This window comes from Streptomyces sp. HD, from assembly GCF_028369295.1.
In the GTDB taxonomy this organism is placed as follows: Bacteria; Actinomycetota; Actinomycetes; order Streptomycetales; family Streptomycetaceae; genus Streptomyces.
Genome location: NZ_JAQMYP010000018.1, coordinates 34,529 through 51,028 on the forward strand (window position 1 = coordinate 34,529; position 16,500 = coordinate 51,028).

A 16,500-nucleotide genomic window follows, 5' to 3' on the forward strand; every position below is an offset into this window, starting at 1 on the left:
CCGGTCAGCGCTTGGCGAACTGGCGCCGGCCGGGCTGGTCGACGTTCGGGGTGATGGTGATGCCCGAGTCGGTGAGTGTCTCGCCGTAGAGGTCGGTGATGCGGATGCCGGAGCCGCAGCCGGTGCCGTTCTCCGAGACGAAGTAGTTGTATTCGTGGCGCGGCAGTCGGGTCCAGGTGGAGCCGGTGCGGACTTCCAGGGCGGCGACGGGATTGCGGTGGTTGCGGACCTGGATGCCGCACCACCACTGCGAGGAGCCCTCCTTGTAGCGGTAGGTGACGGGACCGCCGATGTCCGGGCTGACGAGCCGCCAGGTGATCGGCACCCGGCCCGCCACGGGGTCGGCGATCTGCGCGAAGGCACGCTCACTGAGGTCGATGTCCCCGGGGCGGCACTCCGGGCACCGGCTCCCCTCACCGGTCACAGTCCGTCGCGCACCATCGCGGCGACGATCTGGACGTGGCGGTCGGCCGCCGTGTTGGAGAACTCGTTGTCGTAGTTCAGGCCGTAGGGCCAGAAGTGGCCGCCGCCCGTGGACAGTTTGGCGCTGCCGCCGTCGAACTGCCTGACCAGCGCCGTGGCCTGCCCGCCGGTCCAGGTGCCGCTGCCGCCGAGGCGTGACCAGCCCGAGCTGGTGCCCACGCCGATGGTGTGGGCGATCTCGTGCAGCGCGGTCCGTTCGTTCATGTAGCTGCGGTTGCCGAAGCGGATGGTGCCGTTGAGATTGCCGTCCGCGGTGGGCACGCTCGGGTCGTAGCGGACGGTGATGGCCTTGCCCAGGTCGCTGAGGATGTTGTAACGGGCGACCGCGGCGTTCATGGCCCGGGTGATGAGGTCGTAGGCGGTGCGCTGGTCCTCGGTGGGGTTGCCGGCGCGTTCGAGCGTCCAGGTGATGGAGGCCGCGGCCCTCACCTGTTCCTGCGCCGCCGAGGCGGGTGTGGTCTGCGGGGTGGCCTGTGCCACGCCAGGACCGAACAGGACAGCGCCGGTCAGCGCAACGACAACCGCCTTGTCGCGCCAGGGTATGGGGGTGCGCCGAGTGGGCTTCGGAGCCCGTCGTGAACTCATGGAGAGGTCCTCCTGGGGGGGTGGGCCGTCGCGCTGCTGTTGGGGGCGACGGTGGTTCAGGTGGCGATCCTGCCGACTCCCGCCCCGGACGAGGGAGGGTGCGGTCGTCGCGGTGGCCGGCGTCACGCGTAGTAGGTGCGCGGCTCGGTGACGGTGCCGTGGGTCTCGCAGGCTCCGGTGCCGGGGGACGCGCGAACGCAGAGTGCGGCGCGTGACGACGACCTCATGAGGTGTCCTCCCGGGGCGGGCCGGAGAAAGCGCTTTCACCGATTTCCGGAGGGTAATGACGTGTCTTGGGCATGTCAACGATGTGATGCTTCGCATGCGATGATCGGCCCATGGCACAGGATGCGCGGGACACCTCCGGCAACGGCTATCTCCTGGACAACCGTCAGGCCGAGGCGGGCGAGCGGTTCGACGCACTGTCGGCGCTCTTCAACCCGTCGACCTTCCGGCACTTCGAGACGCTCGGCGTCGACGAGGGCTGGCGGTGCTGGGAGGTCGGCGCCGGCGGGCCCACCGTGTCGGCCTGGCTGGCCGAGCGCGTCGGCCCCGGCGGGCACGTCGTGGCCACCGACATCGACACCTCCTGGATGCCGGAGGCCACCGGCTTCGAAGTGCTGCGCCACGACGTGGCGGCCGACGCACCCCCGGCCGGGGGGCCGTTCGACCTGATCCACGCCCGGCTCGTACTGATCCATGTCGCCGAGCGCGACCGGGCCCTGCGGTCGATGGTCGAGGCGCTGCGCCCCGGCGGCCGACTGCTGCTGGAGGACGGCGACCCGGCGTTGCTGCCCCTGATCTGCCCCGACGAGTACGGCCCCGAGCAGGAGTTGGCCAACAGGCTGCGCCGCGGCTTCCGCGAACTGATGCGGCAGCGTGGCGCGGATCTGGAGTACGGGCGCAAGCTGCCGCGGCTGTTGCGTGAGGCCGGGCTCGTCGACGTCGAGGCCGACGCCTACTTCCCGATCACCTCACCCGCGTCCACCGTGCTGGAGGAGGCCAGCGTCCGACAGGTCCGCGACAAACTCGTCGCCGCGGGGCTGGCCACCGACGAGGAGATCGACCGCCACCTGGCCAACGTCACCGCGGGCGGCCTGGATCTGGCCACCGCGCCGATGATCTCCGCCTGGGGGCGGCGCCCCGCGGTCTGAGGCGGTCCTGCCCCGAGCCGGGATCAGGGTTCAACCTGCCTACAGCCGTTCGCCCTTGGGGCCGGGCGGAAGGGCGCCCAGGAAGCGTATGTGGGGGCGGTCGCCGGGGCCGACGGGCTGGGTGACCGCGGCGCGTACGCCGTAGACCTCGGCGATGAGGGGTTCGGTGAGGACCTCGGCCGGAGTGCCGTTCGCCACCACGCGGCCCTGCTTGAGGACGAGGACCCGGTCGCAGTACATGGCGGCCAGGTTCAGGTCGTGCAGGGCGACGACGCTGGTGAGGCGGAGTTCGGTGATCAGGTCCAGCAGGGCGAGCTGGTGCTGGATGTCGAGGTGGTTGGTGGGTTCGTCCAGCAGCAGTTCGCGGGGTTCCTGGGCGAGGGCGCGGGCGATCTGGACGCGCTGGCGTTCGCCGCCGGACAGGGTGTGCCAGGGCCGGTCGGCCTTGTCGGTGAGGCCGGTGCGGGCCAGCGCCGAGCGGACGGCGGCCTCGTCCGCCGGTGCCGCGGGACTCAAGGCCCGGCGGTGCGGGATGCGGCCGAGGCGTACGACGTCGAGGACGTTCAACGCGACCTGGGTGTCGGCCTGTTGCTCCACCACGGCGACCCGTCGGGCGACCGTGCGGCGGCCCAGCCGGCCCAGCGGGCGGTCGTCCAGAGTGACGGAGCCGGAATCCGGGGCGATGACACCGGCGAGCAGCCGCAGCAGGGTGGACTTGCCCGAGCCGTTCAGGCCGAGCAGACCGGTGACGGTCCCCGGACGCGGGGCAAGGCTGACGCCGTCCAGGATCAGGGTGCCGTCGGCCGTACGACCGACCCGGTCGGCGCGCAGGCCCGTCGACGGGGCGGGGTCGCTCAGCGGGTCCCTGCTCATCGGCTGCCCCGGTTCCGGTAGAGGACGAGGACGAACGCCGGGACACCGATGAGCGAGGTCATCACGCCCACCGGCACCTCCTGCGGGTCGAGGAGGGTACGGGCGAGGGTGTCGACCCAGACCAGGAACACCGCCCCGGCGAGCGCGGTGGCGGGCAGCAGCCGGGTGTGCCCGGGGCCGGTCAGCGGGCGGACGGCATGCGGGAGGACCAGGCCGACGAAGCCGATCGCGCCGGCCGAGCTGACCAGAGCCGCCGTCAGCAGGGCGGTCGTGCACAGCAGGACCAGGCGGGTGCGGGCCACGTGCACGCCCAGCGCGGCCGCGGCGTCCTGACCGAACGCGAACGCGTCCAGCGCGCGGGCGTACCCGGCACACACCAGCAGTGTCACAGCCAGGGCCGCCAGGCCCACGCCCACGTCGGTCCAGCCGGCCCCGCTGAGGGAGCCGAGCAGCCAGAACAGCACGCTGCGGGTGGCCTCCGCGTCGGCCGCCGTCACCACGACGAAGGAGGTCAGCGCGGAGAACAACTGCATCGCGGCGACCCCGGCGAGCACCACCCGGTCCGTGGTGCCGCCCAGGGTGTGGCTGAGCAGCAGTACCAGCCCGAAGGAGACCATCGCACCGAGGAACGCGCCGCCGGAGACCGACAGCAGGCCGCCGCCCGCACCGAGTACGACGACCATGACCGCGCCGGTCGATGCCCCCGAGGAGACGCCCAGGACGAAGGGGTCGGCGAGCGGGTTGCGCAGCAGGGACTGCATCACCGCCCCGCACACGGCGAGCCCCGCGCCGCACACCGCGGCGAGCAGGGTGCGCGGCAGCCTCAGGTTCCACACGATGCCGTCCCGGATGGGCGTCAACTCCGCGCGGCCCCAGCCGAGATGGGCCGCAACCGTCGCCCACACGTCCCCTACGGCGATGTCCGCGGGCCCGATGGTGATCGCCACGGCCACCGAGACGCACAGCAGCGTGAGACCGGCAGCCCACAGCACCGTACGCCGCAGTCCGCGCAGCGCCGCCGGGGCGACGGCCGACAGCACGGTGCTCACCCCGCGTAGCGGAACTGCCGCAGGGCCTGCGCCACCTTCTCCACGCCCTCGACCGTGCGGATGGTCGGGTTCATGGCCTGCCCGGACAGGAACACGTACTGCTTCCTCCGCACCGCGGTCATGTTCTTCGTCACCGGGTCGGACTCCAGGAACTCGATCTTGCTCGCGGCGGTTTCGGCCGTCTCCTGCTTGCGGGACAGGTCGCCGATGACGATGACTTGGGGGTCGCGGTCGGCGACGGTCTCCCAGTTGACCTGGGGCCACTCCTCGTGGGTGCCGTCGAAGGAGTTCCTGGCCCCGAGTTCGCGGGTGATGACGCCGGGGGCGCCGCAGCAGCCCGCGACGTAGGGGGACTGGGAGTTGGCGAACCAGTACATGAGGGTGACGTCCCCGACGTCGAGCCCGGCGCTCGCCGTCGCCAACCGGGCCTTGAGCTCGGCCACGAGCTTCCGGCCGCGTTCCTCGACGTCGAAGATCCTCGCCAGGTCGGTGATCTCGCCGTAGACCGCGTCCATGGTCAGCGGCTTGGCCCGCGAGCCGTCGCCGTCGCCGCTGTTGTCCTTGCCGGCACAGTCGGAGGGGGAGAGGTACGTGGGCACGCCGAGCTTCTCGAACTGCTCGCGGGTGGCCACCCCACCCTTGCCGAGCGTGGAGGCGAAGGAGGCGGCGACGAAGTCCGGCTCGGTGTCCAGGACCTTCTCGAAGGACGGGGCGTTGTCCGCCAGTCGGTCCACCTCGGCGTTGGCCTTCTCCAGTCCCTTCGCCACCGGATCGGTCCAGGTGGCGGTGCCCACCATCCGGTCGGCGAGGCCGAGGGACAGCATGATCTCGGTGGTGCCCTGGTTGAGGGAGACCGCCCGCCGTGGAGGCGCCTCGACGCGCACCTGGTGACCGCAGTTGTCGAGACCGACCGGATGACCGGCGGAGGCACCTGCGGCCGGACTGTTCGCCTCCGCACCGGAGGAGCCGCCACAGCCGGTCAGCAGCAGGGCACCGCTCAGGAGTACGGCGGCAGGACGGACAGGGCGTGCGAACGGCACGGGACTTCCTTCGGCGTCGAGGGCTCTTGCGCGAAGCCCGGTCGTACGGTGCTCCCCCCGGCCCTTCCCGCTGCCGGAGGCTGCCAGCAGGTCTTCGGACTCGGGGTCACCCGGACGAGACGCCTTCCCGGACCGTGTTCGCCGTCCAGTGGCCGTTGCCCCGCCCGTCGCCCTGACCGCTGCGCGTCAGCTCCGGATTCGCACCGGATTCCCTGACCCGTGCGCGTACGTATACGCACACGGGTACGACTGGCCTCGGCAAGCTACCACAGGAGCCTCAGGCTCCCCGATCACACCTCAGGTGGGGGGCATCCGCGGGGCTCAGGAGAGCTCGGCACTCCCCAACGCCCCCAGAATGCGCTCGGCCGCCAGCGTCGGTGTCAACGTGCCGTCCCTGACCTGCTGTTCGAGGAGCGGTGTCAGGGCCCGTACCGCGGGGTCGGCGTGGAGGCGGCCGAGGAGTTCGTCGCGGACCATGTTCCAGGTCCAGTCGACCTGCTGGTCGCGGCGTTTGGCGGCGAGGCGGCCGGTCGAGTCCAGCAGGGTGCGGTGCTGTTCGAGGCGCTCCCAGACGACGTCCAGACCGCTCGACTCGCGGGCGCTGCAGCTCAGCACCGGAGGTGTCCAGGCGGCGTCCTTGCCGTGCATCAGCCGCAGCGCGCCCGCCAACTCCCGTGCCGCCGCCCGGGCGTCGCGCTCGTGGGGGCCGTCCGCCTTGTTGACGGTGATCACGTCGGCCAGTTCCAGGACACCCTTCTTGATGCCCTGCAACTGGTCGCCGGTGCGGGCGAGGGTGAGCAGCAGGAAGGAGTCGACCATGTTCGCGACCGCGGTCTCGGACTGGCCGACGCCGACCGTCTCCACCAGGATCACGTCGTAGCCCGCCGCCTCCATCACCACGATCGACTCACGGGTCGCCTTGGCGACCCCGCCCAGCGTGCCCGCGGTGGGGGAGGGGCGCACGAACGCCGCCGGGTCGACGGCCAGGCGCTCCATACGCGTCTTGTCGCCCAGGATCGAACCGCCGGTACGGCTGGAGGAGGGGTCGACGGCGAGGACGGCCACCCGGTGCCCGAGCCCGGTCAGCATCGAGCCGAACGCGTCGATGAACGTCGACTTGCCCACCCCCGGCACCCCGCTGACGCCGATCCGCCGGGCCCGGCCGCTGTGCGGGAGCAGCTCGGTGAGCAACTCCTGTGCCAGCGGCCGGTGTTGGGGGCGGGTGGACTCGACGAGGGTGATGGCGCGCGCGATGATCGCCCGCTTCCCGTCGAGTACCCCCTTCACATACGCGTCGACATCGATCACAGGTCGTGCCCGAGGTCGGCCGCCAGCCGCTGCACCAGGTCGTACGCCGCGTCCGGGATCACCGTCCCGGGCGGGAAGACGGCCGCCGCGCCCATGTCGAGGAGCGTGGGCACGTCCTGCGGCGGGATCACCCCGCCGACCACGATCATGATGTCCTCGCGGCCCTCCTCGGCCAGCGCCTCCTTGAGCGCCGGTACGAGGGTGAGGTGACCGGCGGCCAGCGACGACACCCCGACGATGTGCACGTCCGCCTCGACGGCCTGGCGGGCCACCTCGGCCGGGGTCTGGAACAGCGGGCCGACGTCGACGTCGAAGCCGAGGTCGGCGAACGCGGTGGCGATCACCTTCTGGCCGCGGTCGTGGCCGTCCTGGCCCATCTTGGCGACCAGGATGCGCGGGCGTCGGCCCTCGGCCTCGTCGAAGGCGTCCACCAGGGCACGGGTGCGGTCCACGGTCGGGGACTCGCCTGCTTCGTTGCGGTACACGCCGGAGATCGTACGGATCTGGCTGGCGTGCCGGCCGTACACCTTCTCCAGTGCGTCGGAGATCTCGCCGACGGTCGCCTTGGCGCGGGCCGCGTTCACCGCCAGCTCCAGCAGGTTGCCCTCGCCGCCGGCGGCCCGGGTCAGCGCGTCCAGCGCGTCCTGGCAGGCGGTCTCGTCCCGCTCCGCCCGCAGCCGCCGCAGCTTCTCGATCTGCTGGGCGCGCACGGAGGAGTTGTCGACCTTGAGGACCTCGATCGCCTCGTCGTTCTCCACCCGGTACTTGTTCACGCCGATGACCGGCTGCCGCCCGGAGTCGATGCGGGCCTGGGTGCGGGCCGCGGCCTCCTCGATGCGCAGCTTGGGAATGCCGGCGTCGATCGCCTTGGCCATGCCGCCCGCCGCCTCGACCTCCTGGATGTGCTGCCAGGCCCGGCGCGCCAGGTCGTAGGTCAGCTTCTCGACGTAGGCGCTGCCGCCCCACGGGTCGATGACCCGGGTGGTGCCGGATTCCTGCTGGATCAGCAGCTGGGTGTTGCGGGCGATGCGCGCGGAGAAGTCGGTGGGCAGCGCGAGCGCCTCGTCGAGGGCGTTGGTGTGCAGCGACTGGGTGTGGCCCTGCGTCGCAGCCATCGCCTCGACGCAGGTGCGCGTGACGTTGTTGAACACGTCCTGCGCCGTCAGCGACCAGCCCGACGTCTGCGAATGGGTGCGCAGGGAAAGCGACTTGGTGTTCTTCGGGTCGAACTGCTTGACCAGCTTGGCCCACAGCAGTCGCGCCGCCCGCAGCTTGGCGACCTCCATGAAGAAGTTCATGCCGATCGCCCAGAAGAACGACAGCCGGGGCGCGAACGCGTCCACGTCCAGGCCCGCCTCACGGCCCGCCCGGATGTACTCCACCCCGTCCGCGAGCGTGTACGCCAGCTCCAGGTCGGCCGTCGCGCCCGCCTCCTGGATGTGGTAGCCCGAGATGGAGATGGAGTTGTAGCGGGGCATCCGCTGCGAGGTGAAGGCGAAGATGTCGGAGATGATCCGCATCGACGGCTTCGGCGGATAGATGTAGGTGTTGCGGACCATGAACTCTTTGAGGATGTCGTTCTGGATGGTCCCGGCCAACTTCTCGGGCGGCACGCCCTGTTCCTCCGCCGCCACGATGTAGAGCGCGAGCACCGGCAGCACGGCGCCGTTCATCGTCATCGACACGGTCATCTTGTCCAGCGGGATGCCGTCGAAGAGCTGCCGCATGTCGTAGATCGAGTCGATCGCCACGCCCGCCATGCCGACGTCACCGGTCACCCGCGGGTGGTCGCTGTCGTAGCCGCGGTGCGTGGGCAGGTCGAAGGCGACCGACAGGCCCTTCTGACCGGCGGCGAGGTTGCGCCGGTAGAAGGCGTTGGACTCCTCGGCCGTGGAGAAACCGGCGTACTGACGGATCGTCCACGGCTGGTTGACGTACATCGTGGGGTACGGGCCGCGCAGATACGGGGTGGCGCCCGGGTAGGTGCCCAGGAAGTCCAGGCCCTCCAGGTCCTGCCCGGTGTACAGCGGCTTGACCGGGATGCCCTCCGGGGTCTCCCACAGCAGGTCGTCCCCGCCGGCCGCCCGCTTGACGGCCGAACGCCACTCGTCGGCGCCGCCGTCGGCAGCGGGCGTCCCCAGCTCGATCCCGGAGAAGTCGGGGACGGAGGGGCCAAGGGGGGCGGTCATCAGGACACTCCCATGCGGTCAAGGGTGGCGGACAGGACGGCGACGGCGTCACAGCCCGCGAACACGTACGCGTCGACACCGGGATACTGCCCGGGACGGCCCGCCAGGGACACGTGCGAGGCGCCGGCGGCCTTCAGCTCGGCGGCCACGGTCGCCGCCTGCTCCTCGTACAGGGCGTCACTGGAGCACAGACAGACCTCCGTGGCTCCGCTGTCCTCGAAGGTGCCCTCGGTGACGGGCTCGATGCCGCCCGCCTGGAAGAGGTTCGAGGCGAAGGTGAGGCGCGCGGTGTGTGCCGCCGCCGGGCCCAGGGCCGCCAGGAAGATGCGCGGGCGGGAGCCGGTCGCCGCCAGGTGGGCGTCGGATCGGGCGCGCAACTCCTCGTACGCCTCGTCGCGGCGCACCCGGGGCAGCCCGCCGGACGGGGTCTCGGGCGCGGGACGGCGCTCCACCGGCTTCTCGGCCAGGTGCGGGAACTCGCTGACACCGGTGACGGGTTCGCGCCGCTTGGCGAGCTTGGCGCTGCGGGCCTGCCAGGTGTCGGCGAGGTCCTGCCCGAGCTGTCCCGAGCGAAGGACGTCGGCCAGGCCGCCGCCGCGCTCGATGCGCTGGAAGAACTCCCAGCCGGCCTGGGCGAGTTCGTCGGTGAGCCGCTCCACGTACCAGGAGCCGCCCGCGGGGTCGATGACCCGGGCCAGATGCGACTCCTCGATGAGGATCGTCGAGGTGTTGCGGGAGATACGCCGGGCGAACGCGTCCGGCAGACCGAGGGCGTGGTCGAAGGGCAGCACGGTGACGGAGTCGGCGCCGCCCGCCCCGGCCGCCAGCGTGGCGATCGTCGCGCGCAGCATGTTCACCCACGGGTCGCGGCGGGTCATCATCACCGGCGAGGTCACGGCGTGCTGGACCTGCGCCCCCGCCGCCGGGGCCCCGCAGACCTCCGCCACCCGCGCCCAAAGCCTGCGCGCGGCCCGCAGCTTGGCGATCGTCAGGAACTGGTCGGCGGTCGCGGAGTACCGGAACTCCAGCTGCCCGCAAGCCTCTTCGACACTGAGCCCGGCCTCGGTGAGCTCCCGCAGATACGCGACACCGGTCGCCAGTGAGCAGCCCAGCTCCTGCGCGGCCGAGCCACCGGCCTCGTGGTACGGCAGCGCGTCCACGGTCAGCGCCCGCAGCCCCGGGTACTCCTCGGCGCACAGCCGCGCGAGACCGGCCACCTGCGCGAAGTCGTACGACTGCCCGGTACGGGCCTCGTGGCCGAGCGGATCGGCGCCCAGGTTGCCGCGCGCCACGTCCTTGGCGACGCCCCGCTCCTCGTACAGCCGCAGCAGCTCACGCGCGGCAGGCTCGACATCCCGTCCGGCGTCGAGCACGACGGGGGCCAGATCGAGGTAGACACCGTCCAGGGCCCCGCCGAGCGACGCCACCGGGATGCCGCCCTCACCGACGGCCAGCCACAGCGACGTGACGCCGTTCTCCAGGTCCGTGAGGATCGCGGCGCCGTCGGCCGTCGTGTGCCGCTGGCGTACGTCCCAGCCGCCCACCGTGTTTCCCTCGGCGCGGCTGCCCCGTACAAAGGGCGCGAATCCGGGCAGGCCGGGGGTGGGCGCGGTGTCGTGCGCGGTGTACAGAGGCCGGGTGCGCAGCCCGTCCTCCAGCGCGGTGGACAGGGCTTCTTCGGCCTGAGCACCCTCGACGTCCTTGCCCGACTTGCGCAGCACACCCGCAACGAGGCGCTGCCACTGCTCGTGGGACACGTCAGGGAACTCGGCGGCCAGCTCAAGCCCGTCGTCAGGCAGGACCGTCATGTTCGGATGCTAGGCCAGAGGCCCGAAGGAGCAGCAGAGGGCACGGCTGTGACCTTGCCCTCTCCGTGGCTGTGAGCTCAGCCTCTTCGTGCTGGTGAAGCCCAGACAAGCCAGGCTTTTACGGCAGCGTGCGAGTGTCGGCGGGCGTGTCACGCCTGTGCTCGCGCATACTCCGCGATGAGCCGGATCGTGCGCTCCACCTGCTCTTCGTGCAGGTAGTGACCGATGCCGGGCCAGTGGTCCACTCGGGACCCGGGCAGGTGAAGCGTGCTCCGCTCCCAGGCGGCCGCCTCCGCCGAGGTCCACACGGTGAGCGCGGGCCGGGTGCGGCGGCGCAGATACGCTTCGCTGTGCGGGCGGACGCCGACCGCGCCGGGGGCGGTGTACATGCCGGCGTAGGCCTGGGCGATCACATGGTCCGGGGTGCCGAGCATGGTGCGGACATGTGCCGTACGCAGACCGGTCGGCGCGCCCGGCCCGAAGGCGCCGGCCACGAACTCGGCAGCGTCGCGGGACCCATGTCTGCGGTACCGCGCCAACCGGGCCGGGATTCCCTCGACTTCGGTCCCGTGGCCCCCTGGGCCGGATCGAGGGCGATCACGGACCGCACGGCCTGCGCGTGCCGCACCGCGAGCGGATTGACGACCTGCCCGCCCATCGAGTGCCCCACGGCGATCACGGGGCCGGTGCGGAGCGAGCCCAGCAGCGCGGCGAGGTCGTCGGCCATCTCCACGGGAGCGTTGCCCGTCGTCGGCACCTCCGAGCGACCGTGGCCCCGCAGATCGGGCACGACGACCCGGAACCGGCCGGCGAGCGCCTCCGCGTGCGGGGACCACTCCCGGCCGTCCCCGCCCCAGCCGTGCACCAGCAGCAGGACCGGGGCGTCGGCCGGGCCGAGGCTCGTGGGGAACAGACGGGCGCGGTGCATCCCGCGACCGCTCCGGTCTCAGGACCAGCCGAACCGACGGTCCACCACCGCCGCGAACTCCTCCAGGGTCAGCACATCGTCCCCGTTCTGGTCGGCGGCGTCGAACAGTGCCGAGGAGGCGTCTTCGTCTCCCACGGCCCAGACCGGCAGATCTCCCGACGCGGCCAGAGACGGGCCCTTCGTCCGCAGAGCGGTGATCACCTCTATGCGGGTCAGGGTCCCGTTGTGGTCGAGGTCGAGCGCCTCGAACAGCTTCCGGGCCTTGTCACTCATAGTGTCTTCCTCGTTCCTGTCGGCAGGCGGTCCCCTGCCACCCCGTTACCTCACAAGAACGCCTTTTCGCCCCCTCGGGTTCCCCGACGGCCACGTCGGATCCGAACGGTCACCACCTCGGACACGGCGCCCCCGCTGCCGCCGTGCGCACCCCCACCGGCAGCCCGACCGGCGAGAACGGACGACGGGGCAGCCTGCGCCTCCCGGACGCCCCGGACGGCAGGGAGCCAAGGAGGTTCAGCGCAGCGGCGGGGCGGCTCAAGTCAGGGAACAGGCTGAGCCGTTGAGCATGAAGGCCGTCGGGCTCGGGTTCGTGCCGCCCTTCGTGGCCGTGAAGCCCAGGGTGACCGAACCCGCCGGGGCGATCGTCGCCGTGTACGACACGGAGGCGACGCTCACCGCGGCACCGCTTTGCGTCGCGGTGCCGCCCCACAGGTTGCTGACGCGCTGGCTGTCGGGGAAGGTCCAGCGCAGCGTCCAGCCGTTGATCGCCGAGCTGCCGGTGTTGCGGAGGACGATCTCGCCCTGGAAGCCGCCGGGCCACTCGTTGGTCACCCGGTAGCCGGCCCCGCATGCCGCGGACGAGCCGCCGGAGGACGTCGTGACGGTCACCGTGCCGGAGCGCGGCGAGCGGTTGCCGGCGGCGTCACGGGCGTAGACGGCGAAGGAGTAGGAGGTCTCCGGGGCGAGGCCGGTGACCGTGGCGGAGGTGCCGGTCGTCGTGGTGGCGGCCGTCTCGGAGGCACCGCTGACACGGACGACGTCGTAGCCCGTGACCCCGGTCGCGTCGGTGGCGGCGGCCCAGTTCAGGGTGGCGGACGAGGACGTCACGGCGGATGCGGTCGGCGTTCCGGGGGTGGTCGGGGGAGTGGTGTCACTGCCGCCGGCGGAGTAGACGGCGGCCTCCTCGGACGTCGCGGCGATGCCGTTCGCGCCGTTGAAGATCCGCTGGCCCCAGGAGCTGAGCCGGGTGGGGTCGAAGTCGGTCGCGAGGTCGAGGATCGGGTCGGTGTTGCCGCTCCAGGACCAGGCCAGGTAACCGAGCCGCAGCTGCTGGGCGGCGGCCATCATGGTGTCCTCGTCCGGGTCGCCGTACCGGTCGGGCGGGCCTCCGAACTCGCCGATGAGGATGGGCAGTCCGGCGTTGACGAAGGCGTTCAGATAGTCCGTGATCTCCTGTGCGGTGTCGTAGACGCTGTACATGTGGATCGAGAAGATCAGGTTGCCGGTGGTGTCGGCGTCATGGACGGACTGGGCGTTGGCGCGCATGACGCCTTGCCAGTCCTGGCCCCAGTTGGGCGCGTCCACCATGATCGTGTGGGCGAATCCGGCGCCCCGCAGTTTCTTGACGGCCGCGATCGTGGGCTCGGTCCAGCCGGCGGGGTTGGTGTTGCCCCAGGGCTCGTTGCCGATGTTGATGATGACGTAGCTCTCCTGGCCGGCTAGCACGTCCTTCAGGCCGATCCAGTAGTCGGCCGCGTGGTCGAGGGTCCCGGCCGCGGCCTCCTCCCCGTAGCCGGTGGTGTCGTGCACCTCCAGCACACAGATGAGCCGGTTGGCCTTGCACTGGGCGATGACGGCCGCCACGTCCTCGGCGCTGTTCCTGGTCCAGCGGTGGCCGTCGGAGAGGACGACGCGGACGGTGTTGGCACCCAGCTTCTTGACGTCGGCCAGCGACTGCGTCTCGCCCGGGTACCAGGTGTGGGCGTGGTTGACGCCCCGCATCACGAAGTCGTTCCCGGACGCCTCCAGCAGCCTGCCGTTCTGGATGTGGAAGCCGGTGGCGGCCGCCTGTGCGGGCGTGGCGAAGGAGAGCAAGGGGGCGAGCAGGGCCAGGACTGCGGCTATGACGGCGGCCACTCGTGGGGCGATGCCGGTGCGGGATCTCATGGCGGCTCCGAAGGTTGGGATGGGGGTGACGGTGCGTCAGGATGACGCGGCGCGCGCCGTGCAGGTGACAGTCGCCGACGGAGCGCCGGCCGTTGCCGGGGTACTGGCGATGAGGCCGAAACTCGCGCTCGTACCGGGTGCCAACGTGCCGTTCCACGACGCGTTGACGACGGTCGCCGTCCCGTCGGCGCCCGTACTGAGCGTGCCGTTCCAGACCTGGGTGAGGCGGGCGCCGTCGGCCGGCACGAGCGTCGCCGTCCAGCCCGGGAGGAGGGAGGCGGACGCGTTGGTCATCCGACAGCGCGCTTCGCGCGCAGAGGGGTGGGAGCGCTCCCATGGGAACATCAAGCCACTGTTGTCAGTGACGCGTCAAGATGTCGGCGTGTGCGGCGGTGGCAGCGGTTGCTCGGCCCAGATCGTCTTTCGGTTCCGGCCGTAGCGCGTGCCCCACCGCTCGGAGAGCTGGGCCACCAGGAACAGGCCGCGCCCGCCCTCGTCGGTGCTGCTGGCCTGGCGCAGGTGGGGGGAGGTGCTGCTGGTGTCGGAGATCTCGCAGATGAGGTGGCCGTCCCGGATCAGTCGCAGCAGTACCGGGCCGCCGGCGTACCGGTAGGCGTTGGTGACCAGCTCGCTCACGATCAGTTCGGTGGTGAAGGCCAGCTCCTCCAGCCCCCACTCGGCGAGCCGGTCCCGCACCAGGGTCCGGGCCCGCCCGGCGGCGGTGACCTCGGCAGGCAGCTCCCAGCTGGCCACCCTTTCCGCCCCGAGCACCCGGGTCCGGCCCAGCAGGAGCGCGACGTCGTCGGCGGGGCGGTCGGGGAGCATCGCGTCCTCCACCGCCTTGCAGATGTGCTCCAGCGAATGGGCCGGAGCGGCCAGTGCGGTGCGCAGCAGGGTCAGTCCCTGGTCGATGTCGCGGTCGCCGGCCAGGAGGAGTCCGTCGCTGTAGAGGGCGAGCAGGCTGCCCTCGTCCAGTTCGAACTCGGCCGACTCGAACGGCAGCCCGCCCAGGCCGAGCGGCGGCCCTGCGGGGAGGTCGATCGGGCGCACCCGGCCGTCCGGATCCAGCACGGTCGGTGGCGGGTGTCCCGCACGGGCCAGGGTGCAGTGCCGGGAGACCGGATCGTAGATCGCGTACAGGCAGGTCGCGCCCACGATCGGGGGAGTGCCGGCATCGGTTTGCCGCTGTTCGGTGGCCAGCTGGTCCACCAGGTCGTCGAGCCGGGCGAGAACCTCGTCCGGGGCCAGGTCGAGGTGCGCCAGGGTGCGTACGGCGGCGCGCAGGCGCCCCATGGTGGCCGAGGCGTGCATGCCGTGGCCGACCACGTCCCCGACGACCAGCGCGACTCGCAGCCCGGAGAGCGGGATCACGTCGAACCAGTCACCGCCGACACCGCTGGATGCCTGCGCGGGCAGATAGCGGTGGGCCGTCTCGACCGCCGGGTGCTCGGGCACCTCGCTCGGCAGCAGACTGCGTTGCAGGGCCTCGGCGGCGTGGCGCTGCTGGGTGTAGCGGCGGGCGTTGTCGATGCTGACCGCGGCCTTCGCCGCGAACTCCCCCGCAAGGGTGAGGTCGTCCTCCTCGAACGGCTCCGGCCGCTGCGAGCGCCACAGGCAGACCAGGCCGAGGACCACACCCCGCGCGGCCAGCGGCACCACCATCAGCGAGTGGACGCCCAGCGCGAGCGCCCTCTCGGTCCGCTCCGGCTCGGCCGAGAACCATCCGCGGTTGCCCTCCACGAGGGGATCCAGGACCGGGCGCCGCTCGGCCAGGCAGCGGGTCGGCGCGGTGTCCTCGGGGAAGGAGAACAGACGGCCCTCGGGATACATCACCTCCAGCGTGTCGGACCGGATGCTGCGCACCGCCATCCTGCGCAGCGGGCCCCTGGCGTCGGGCGCCGGCTCCTCCCCACGGGGCACGGGTTCCAGCAGATCCACCGAGACGGCGTCGGCGAGCGCCGGCACCGCCACCTCGGCCAGCTCACGCGCCGTCCTGGCCACGTCGAGGGTGCTGCCGATCCTGGTGCCCGCCTCGTTGAGCAGCGCCAGTCGCCGCCGGGCGCGATGACGGTCGGTGACGTCCTCGACGATCTCGGTGATGCCCAGCACCCTGCCGGAGGGGTCCTCCATCCGGAAGGCGGATACGGAGACGATCAGTTCGCTCTGAGGGTCCCGCAGCAGTCGGCAGCGCTGCTCGGCGAAGATCAAGGGCCGGCCCGACTCCAGAACCCCCCGGAGCCGTTCCTCGATCAGTTCCGAGTCGGGGCCGAGCAGGAAGTCGGCGGTGCGAAGCCCGCGGTAGGCCTCCGACGGCAGTCCGCCGAACCGCGCTATCGCCCGGTTCACCCGCAGGATGCGCAGGTCCGGACCGAGCACCGTGACACCCACCGGGGAGCGGCGGAAGAAGCCGTCCAGTACGGCCCGGTCGATGTCCCACTGAACGATGTCCTCGGCGAGCGAGCCGATGAGGAGCCACTCGACGGCGGAGTCCAGCCGTTGCACCTTGCGGGCCCTGAACCCCACGTACACGCGGTGACCCGCGTGGTGCCGGACCGGCAGCAGCCCGAACCAGCCGCCCTCCCGCAGGCACGTGACGGTCGCCTCGGCCACCAGGGCCTCGTCCCCGTACTCGACCAGAACCTCGCGCACAGGCCGTCCCAGCACCGCCTCGGCCGGGTACCCGAGGAGCATCGTGGCCTGTTCGCTCCAGGCGACGACCCGTCCGCGGCCGTCCAGCACGGCGGACGCCGACTGGTGGATCGAGAACGGATCCTCCGGGCTCTCGCTGAGCGTCGTCGGGGATGTGTCCTGCATCGCCCACCCATCTCGCACCGTTCGCGGGGCCCTGGTGGGGCGCCCGGAGCATGGCTGCCGTTCCGAGTGCCCGACCGTTCGGCGGCTCACCACCAGTATCGGTGGA

14 protein-coding genes, 1 pseudogene and 1 riboswitch are annotated in these 16,500 nt (G+C 71.7%); of the genes and pseudogenes, 1 reads left to right on the forward strand and 14 read right to left on the reverse strand.

Annotation, left to right across the window (positions count from 1 at the left end; genetic code table 11):
* Positions 1-4: 4 nt before the first annotated feature.
* Both POF73_RS18935 and POF73_RS18940 read right to left on the reverse strand, forming a co-directional pair.
* The gene (locus POF73_RS18935) at positions 5-424 is read right to left on the reverse strand and encodes an expansin EXLX1 family cellulose-binding protein (protein WP_272116797.1); all 420 of its coding nucleotides are present in this window, start codon (positions 422-424) and stop codon (positions 5-7) included.
* Positions 421-1,068, reverse strand: coding sequence for a hypothetical protein (locus POF73_RS18940; RefSeq protein ID WP_272116800.1), 648 nt, complete (start codon positions 1,066-1,068; stop codon positions 421-423). Before POF73_RS18940 ends, POF73_RS18935 begins: the two co-directional genes overlap by 4 nt.
* 338 nt (positions 1,069-1,406) lie before the next feature.
* Between POF73_RS18940 and POF73_RS18945 the strand changes: the two genes are divergently transcribed.
* The gene (locus POF73_RS18945; RefSeq protein ID WP_272116803.1) at positions 1,407-2,222 is read left to right on the forward strand and encodes a methyltransferase; all 816 of its coding nucleotides are present in this window, start codon (positions 1,407-1,409) and stop codon (positions 2,220-2,222) included.
* Positions 2,223-2,261: 39 nt separating this feature from the next.
* Here POF73_RS18945 and POF73_RS18950 read toward each other — a convergent pair whose 3' ends face one another.
* From POF73_RS18950 to POF73_RS19005, 12 genes and pseudogenes are all read right to left on the reverse strand, one after another.
* The gene (locus tag POF73_RS18950) at positions 2,262-3,095 is read right to left on the reverse strand and encodes an ABC transporter ATP-binding protein (RefSeq protein ID WP_272116804.1); all 834 of its coding nucleotides are present in this window, start codon (positions 3,093-3,095) and stop codon (positions 2,262-2,264) included.
* Positions 3,092-4,144, reverse strand: coding sequence for a FecCD family ABC transporter permease (locus POF73_RS18955; protein WP_443049548.1), 1,053 nt, complete (start codon positions 4,142-4,144; stop codon positions 3,092-3,094). Before POF73_RS18955 ends, POF73_RS18950 begins: the two co-directional genes overlap by 4 nt.
* Positions 4,141-5,184, reverse strand: a complete 1,044-nt coding sequence (locus POF73_RS18960; RefSeq protein ID WP_272116806.1) for an ABC transporter substrate-binding protein — start codon at positions 5,182-5,184, stop codon at positions 4,141-4,143. The genes POF73_RS18955 and POF73_RS18960 overlap by 4 nt, the downstream gene beginning before the upstream one ends.
* A gap of 86 nt (positions 5,185-5,270) precedes the next feature.
* Positions 5,271-5,425, reverse strand: a riboswitch (cobalamin riboswitch).
* Positions 5,426-5,505: 80 nt separating this feature from the next.
* Positions 5,506-6,492, reverse strand: coding sequence for a methylmalonyl Co-A mutase-associated GTPase MeaB (meaB, locus tag POF73_RS18965; RefSeq protein WP_272116808.1), 987 nt, complete (start codon positions 6,490-6,492; stop codon positions 5,506-5,508).
* Positions 6,489-8,681 (reverse strand): methylmalonyl-CoA mutase, encoded by a 2,193-nt coding sequence (scpA, locus tag POF73_RS18970; protein WP_272116810.1) that lies wholly within the window; start codon positions 8,679-8,681, stop codon positions 6,489-6,491. Before scpA ends, meaB begins: the two co-directional genes overlap by 4 nt.
* Complete coding sequence (locus tag POF73_RS18975) at positions 8,681-10,489, reverse strand: methylmalonyl-CoA mutase family protein (RefSeq protein ID WP_272116812.1); 1,809 nt, start codon at positions 10,487-10,489, stop codon at positions 8,681-8,683. Before POF73_RS18975 ends, scpA begins: the two co-directional genes overlap by 1 nt.
* Positions 10,490-10,638: 149 nt before the next feature.
* Positions 10,639-10,923 carry a hypothetical protein gene (locus POF73_RS18980; RefSeq protein WP_272116814.1) on the reverse strand — a complete coding sequence of 95 codons (285 nt, stop codon included), beginning with the start codon at positions 10,921-10,923 and terminating at the stop codon, positions 10,639-10,641.
* Positions 10,899-11,417, reverse strand: coding sequence for an alpha/beta fold hydrolase (locus POF73_RS18985; RefSeq protein WP_272116816.1), 519 nt, complete (start codon positions 11,415-11,417; stop codon positions 10,899-10,901). The genes POF73_RS18980 and POF73_RS18985 overlap by 25 nt, the downstream gene beginning before the upstream one ends.
* A gap of 18 nt (positions 11,418-11,435) precedes the next feature.
* The gene (locus tag POF73_RS18990) at positions 11,436-11,690 is read right to left on the reverse strand and encodes an EF-hand domain-containing protein (RefSeq protein ID WP_272116818.1); all 255 of its coding nucleotides are present in this window, start codon (positions 11,688-11,690) and stop codon (positions 11,436-11,438) included.
* A gap of 258 nt (positions 11,691-11,948) precedes the next feature.
* Positions 11,949-13,580, reverse strand: a complete 1,632-nt coding sequence (locus POF73_RS18995; RefSeq protein WP_272116820.1) for a cellulase family glycosylhydrolase — start codon at positions 13,578-13,580, stop codon at positions 11,949-11,951.
* Between the two features lie 36 nt (positions 13,581-13,616).
* Positions 13,617-13,889, reverse strand: a pseudogene (locus POF73_RS19000) (cellulose binding domain-containing protein); the annotation flags it as partial.
* Positions 13,890-13,949: 60 nt separating this feature from the next.
* Complete coding sequence (locus POF73_RS19005; protein WP_272116825.1) at positions 13,950-16,394, reverse strand: SpoIIE family protein phosphatase; 2,445 nt, start codon at positions 16,392-16,394, stop codon at positions 13,950-13,952.
* Positions 16,395-16,500: the final 106 nt, after the last annotated feature.

Excerpts from the sequence above, each read along its gene's own strand:
- POF73_RS18940 (WP_272116800.1), bottom strand. The coding sequence starts at position 1,068 with ATGAGTTCACGACGGGCTCCGAAGCCCACTCGGCGCACCCCCATACCC.
- POF73_RS18945 (WP_272116803.1), top strand. The coding sequence starts at position 1,407 with ATGGCACAGGATGCGCGGGACACCTCCGGCAACGGCTATCTCCTGGAC.
- POF73_RS18950 (WP_272116804.1), bottom strand. The coding sequence starts at position 3,095 with ATGAGCAGGGACCCGCTGAGCGACCCCGCCCCGTCGACGGGCCTGCGC.
- scpA (WP_272116810.1), bottom strand. The coding sequence starts at position 8,681 with ATGACCGCCCCCCTTGGCCCCTCCGTCCCCGACTTCTCCGGGATCGAG.
- POF73_RS18975 (WP_272116812.1), bottom strand. The coding sequence starts at position 10,489 with ATGACGGTCCTGCCTGACGACGGGCTTGAGCTGGCCGCCGAGTTCCCT.
- POF73_RS18980 (WP_272116814.1), bottom strand. The coding sequence starts at position 10,923 with ATGCTCGGCACCCCGGACCATGTGATCGCCCAGGCCTACGCCGGCATG.
- POF73_RS18985 (WP_272116816.1), bottom strand. The coding sequence starts at position 11,417 with ATGCACCGCGCCCGTCTGTTCCCCACGAGCCTCGGCCCGGCCGACGCC.
- POF73_RS18990 (WP_272116818.1), bottom strand. The coding sequence starts at position 11,690 with ATGAGTGACAAGGCCCGGAAGCTGTTCGAGGCGCTCGACCTCGACCAC.
- POF73_RS18995 (WP_272116820.1), bottom strand. The coding sequence starts at position 13,580 with ATGAGATCCCGCACCGGCATCGCCCCACGAGTGGCCGCCGTCATAGCC.
- POF73_RS19005 (WP_272116825.1), bottom strand. The coding sequence starts at position 16,394 with ATGCAGGACACATCCCCGACGACGCTCAGCGAGAGCCCGGAGGATCCG.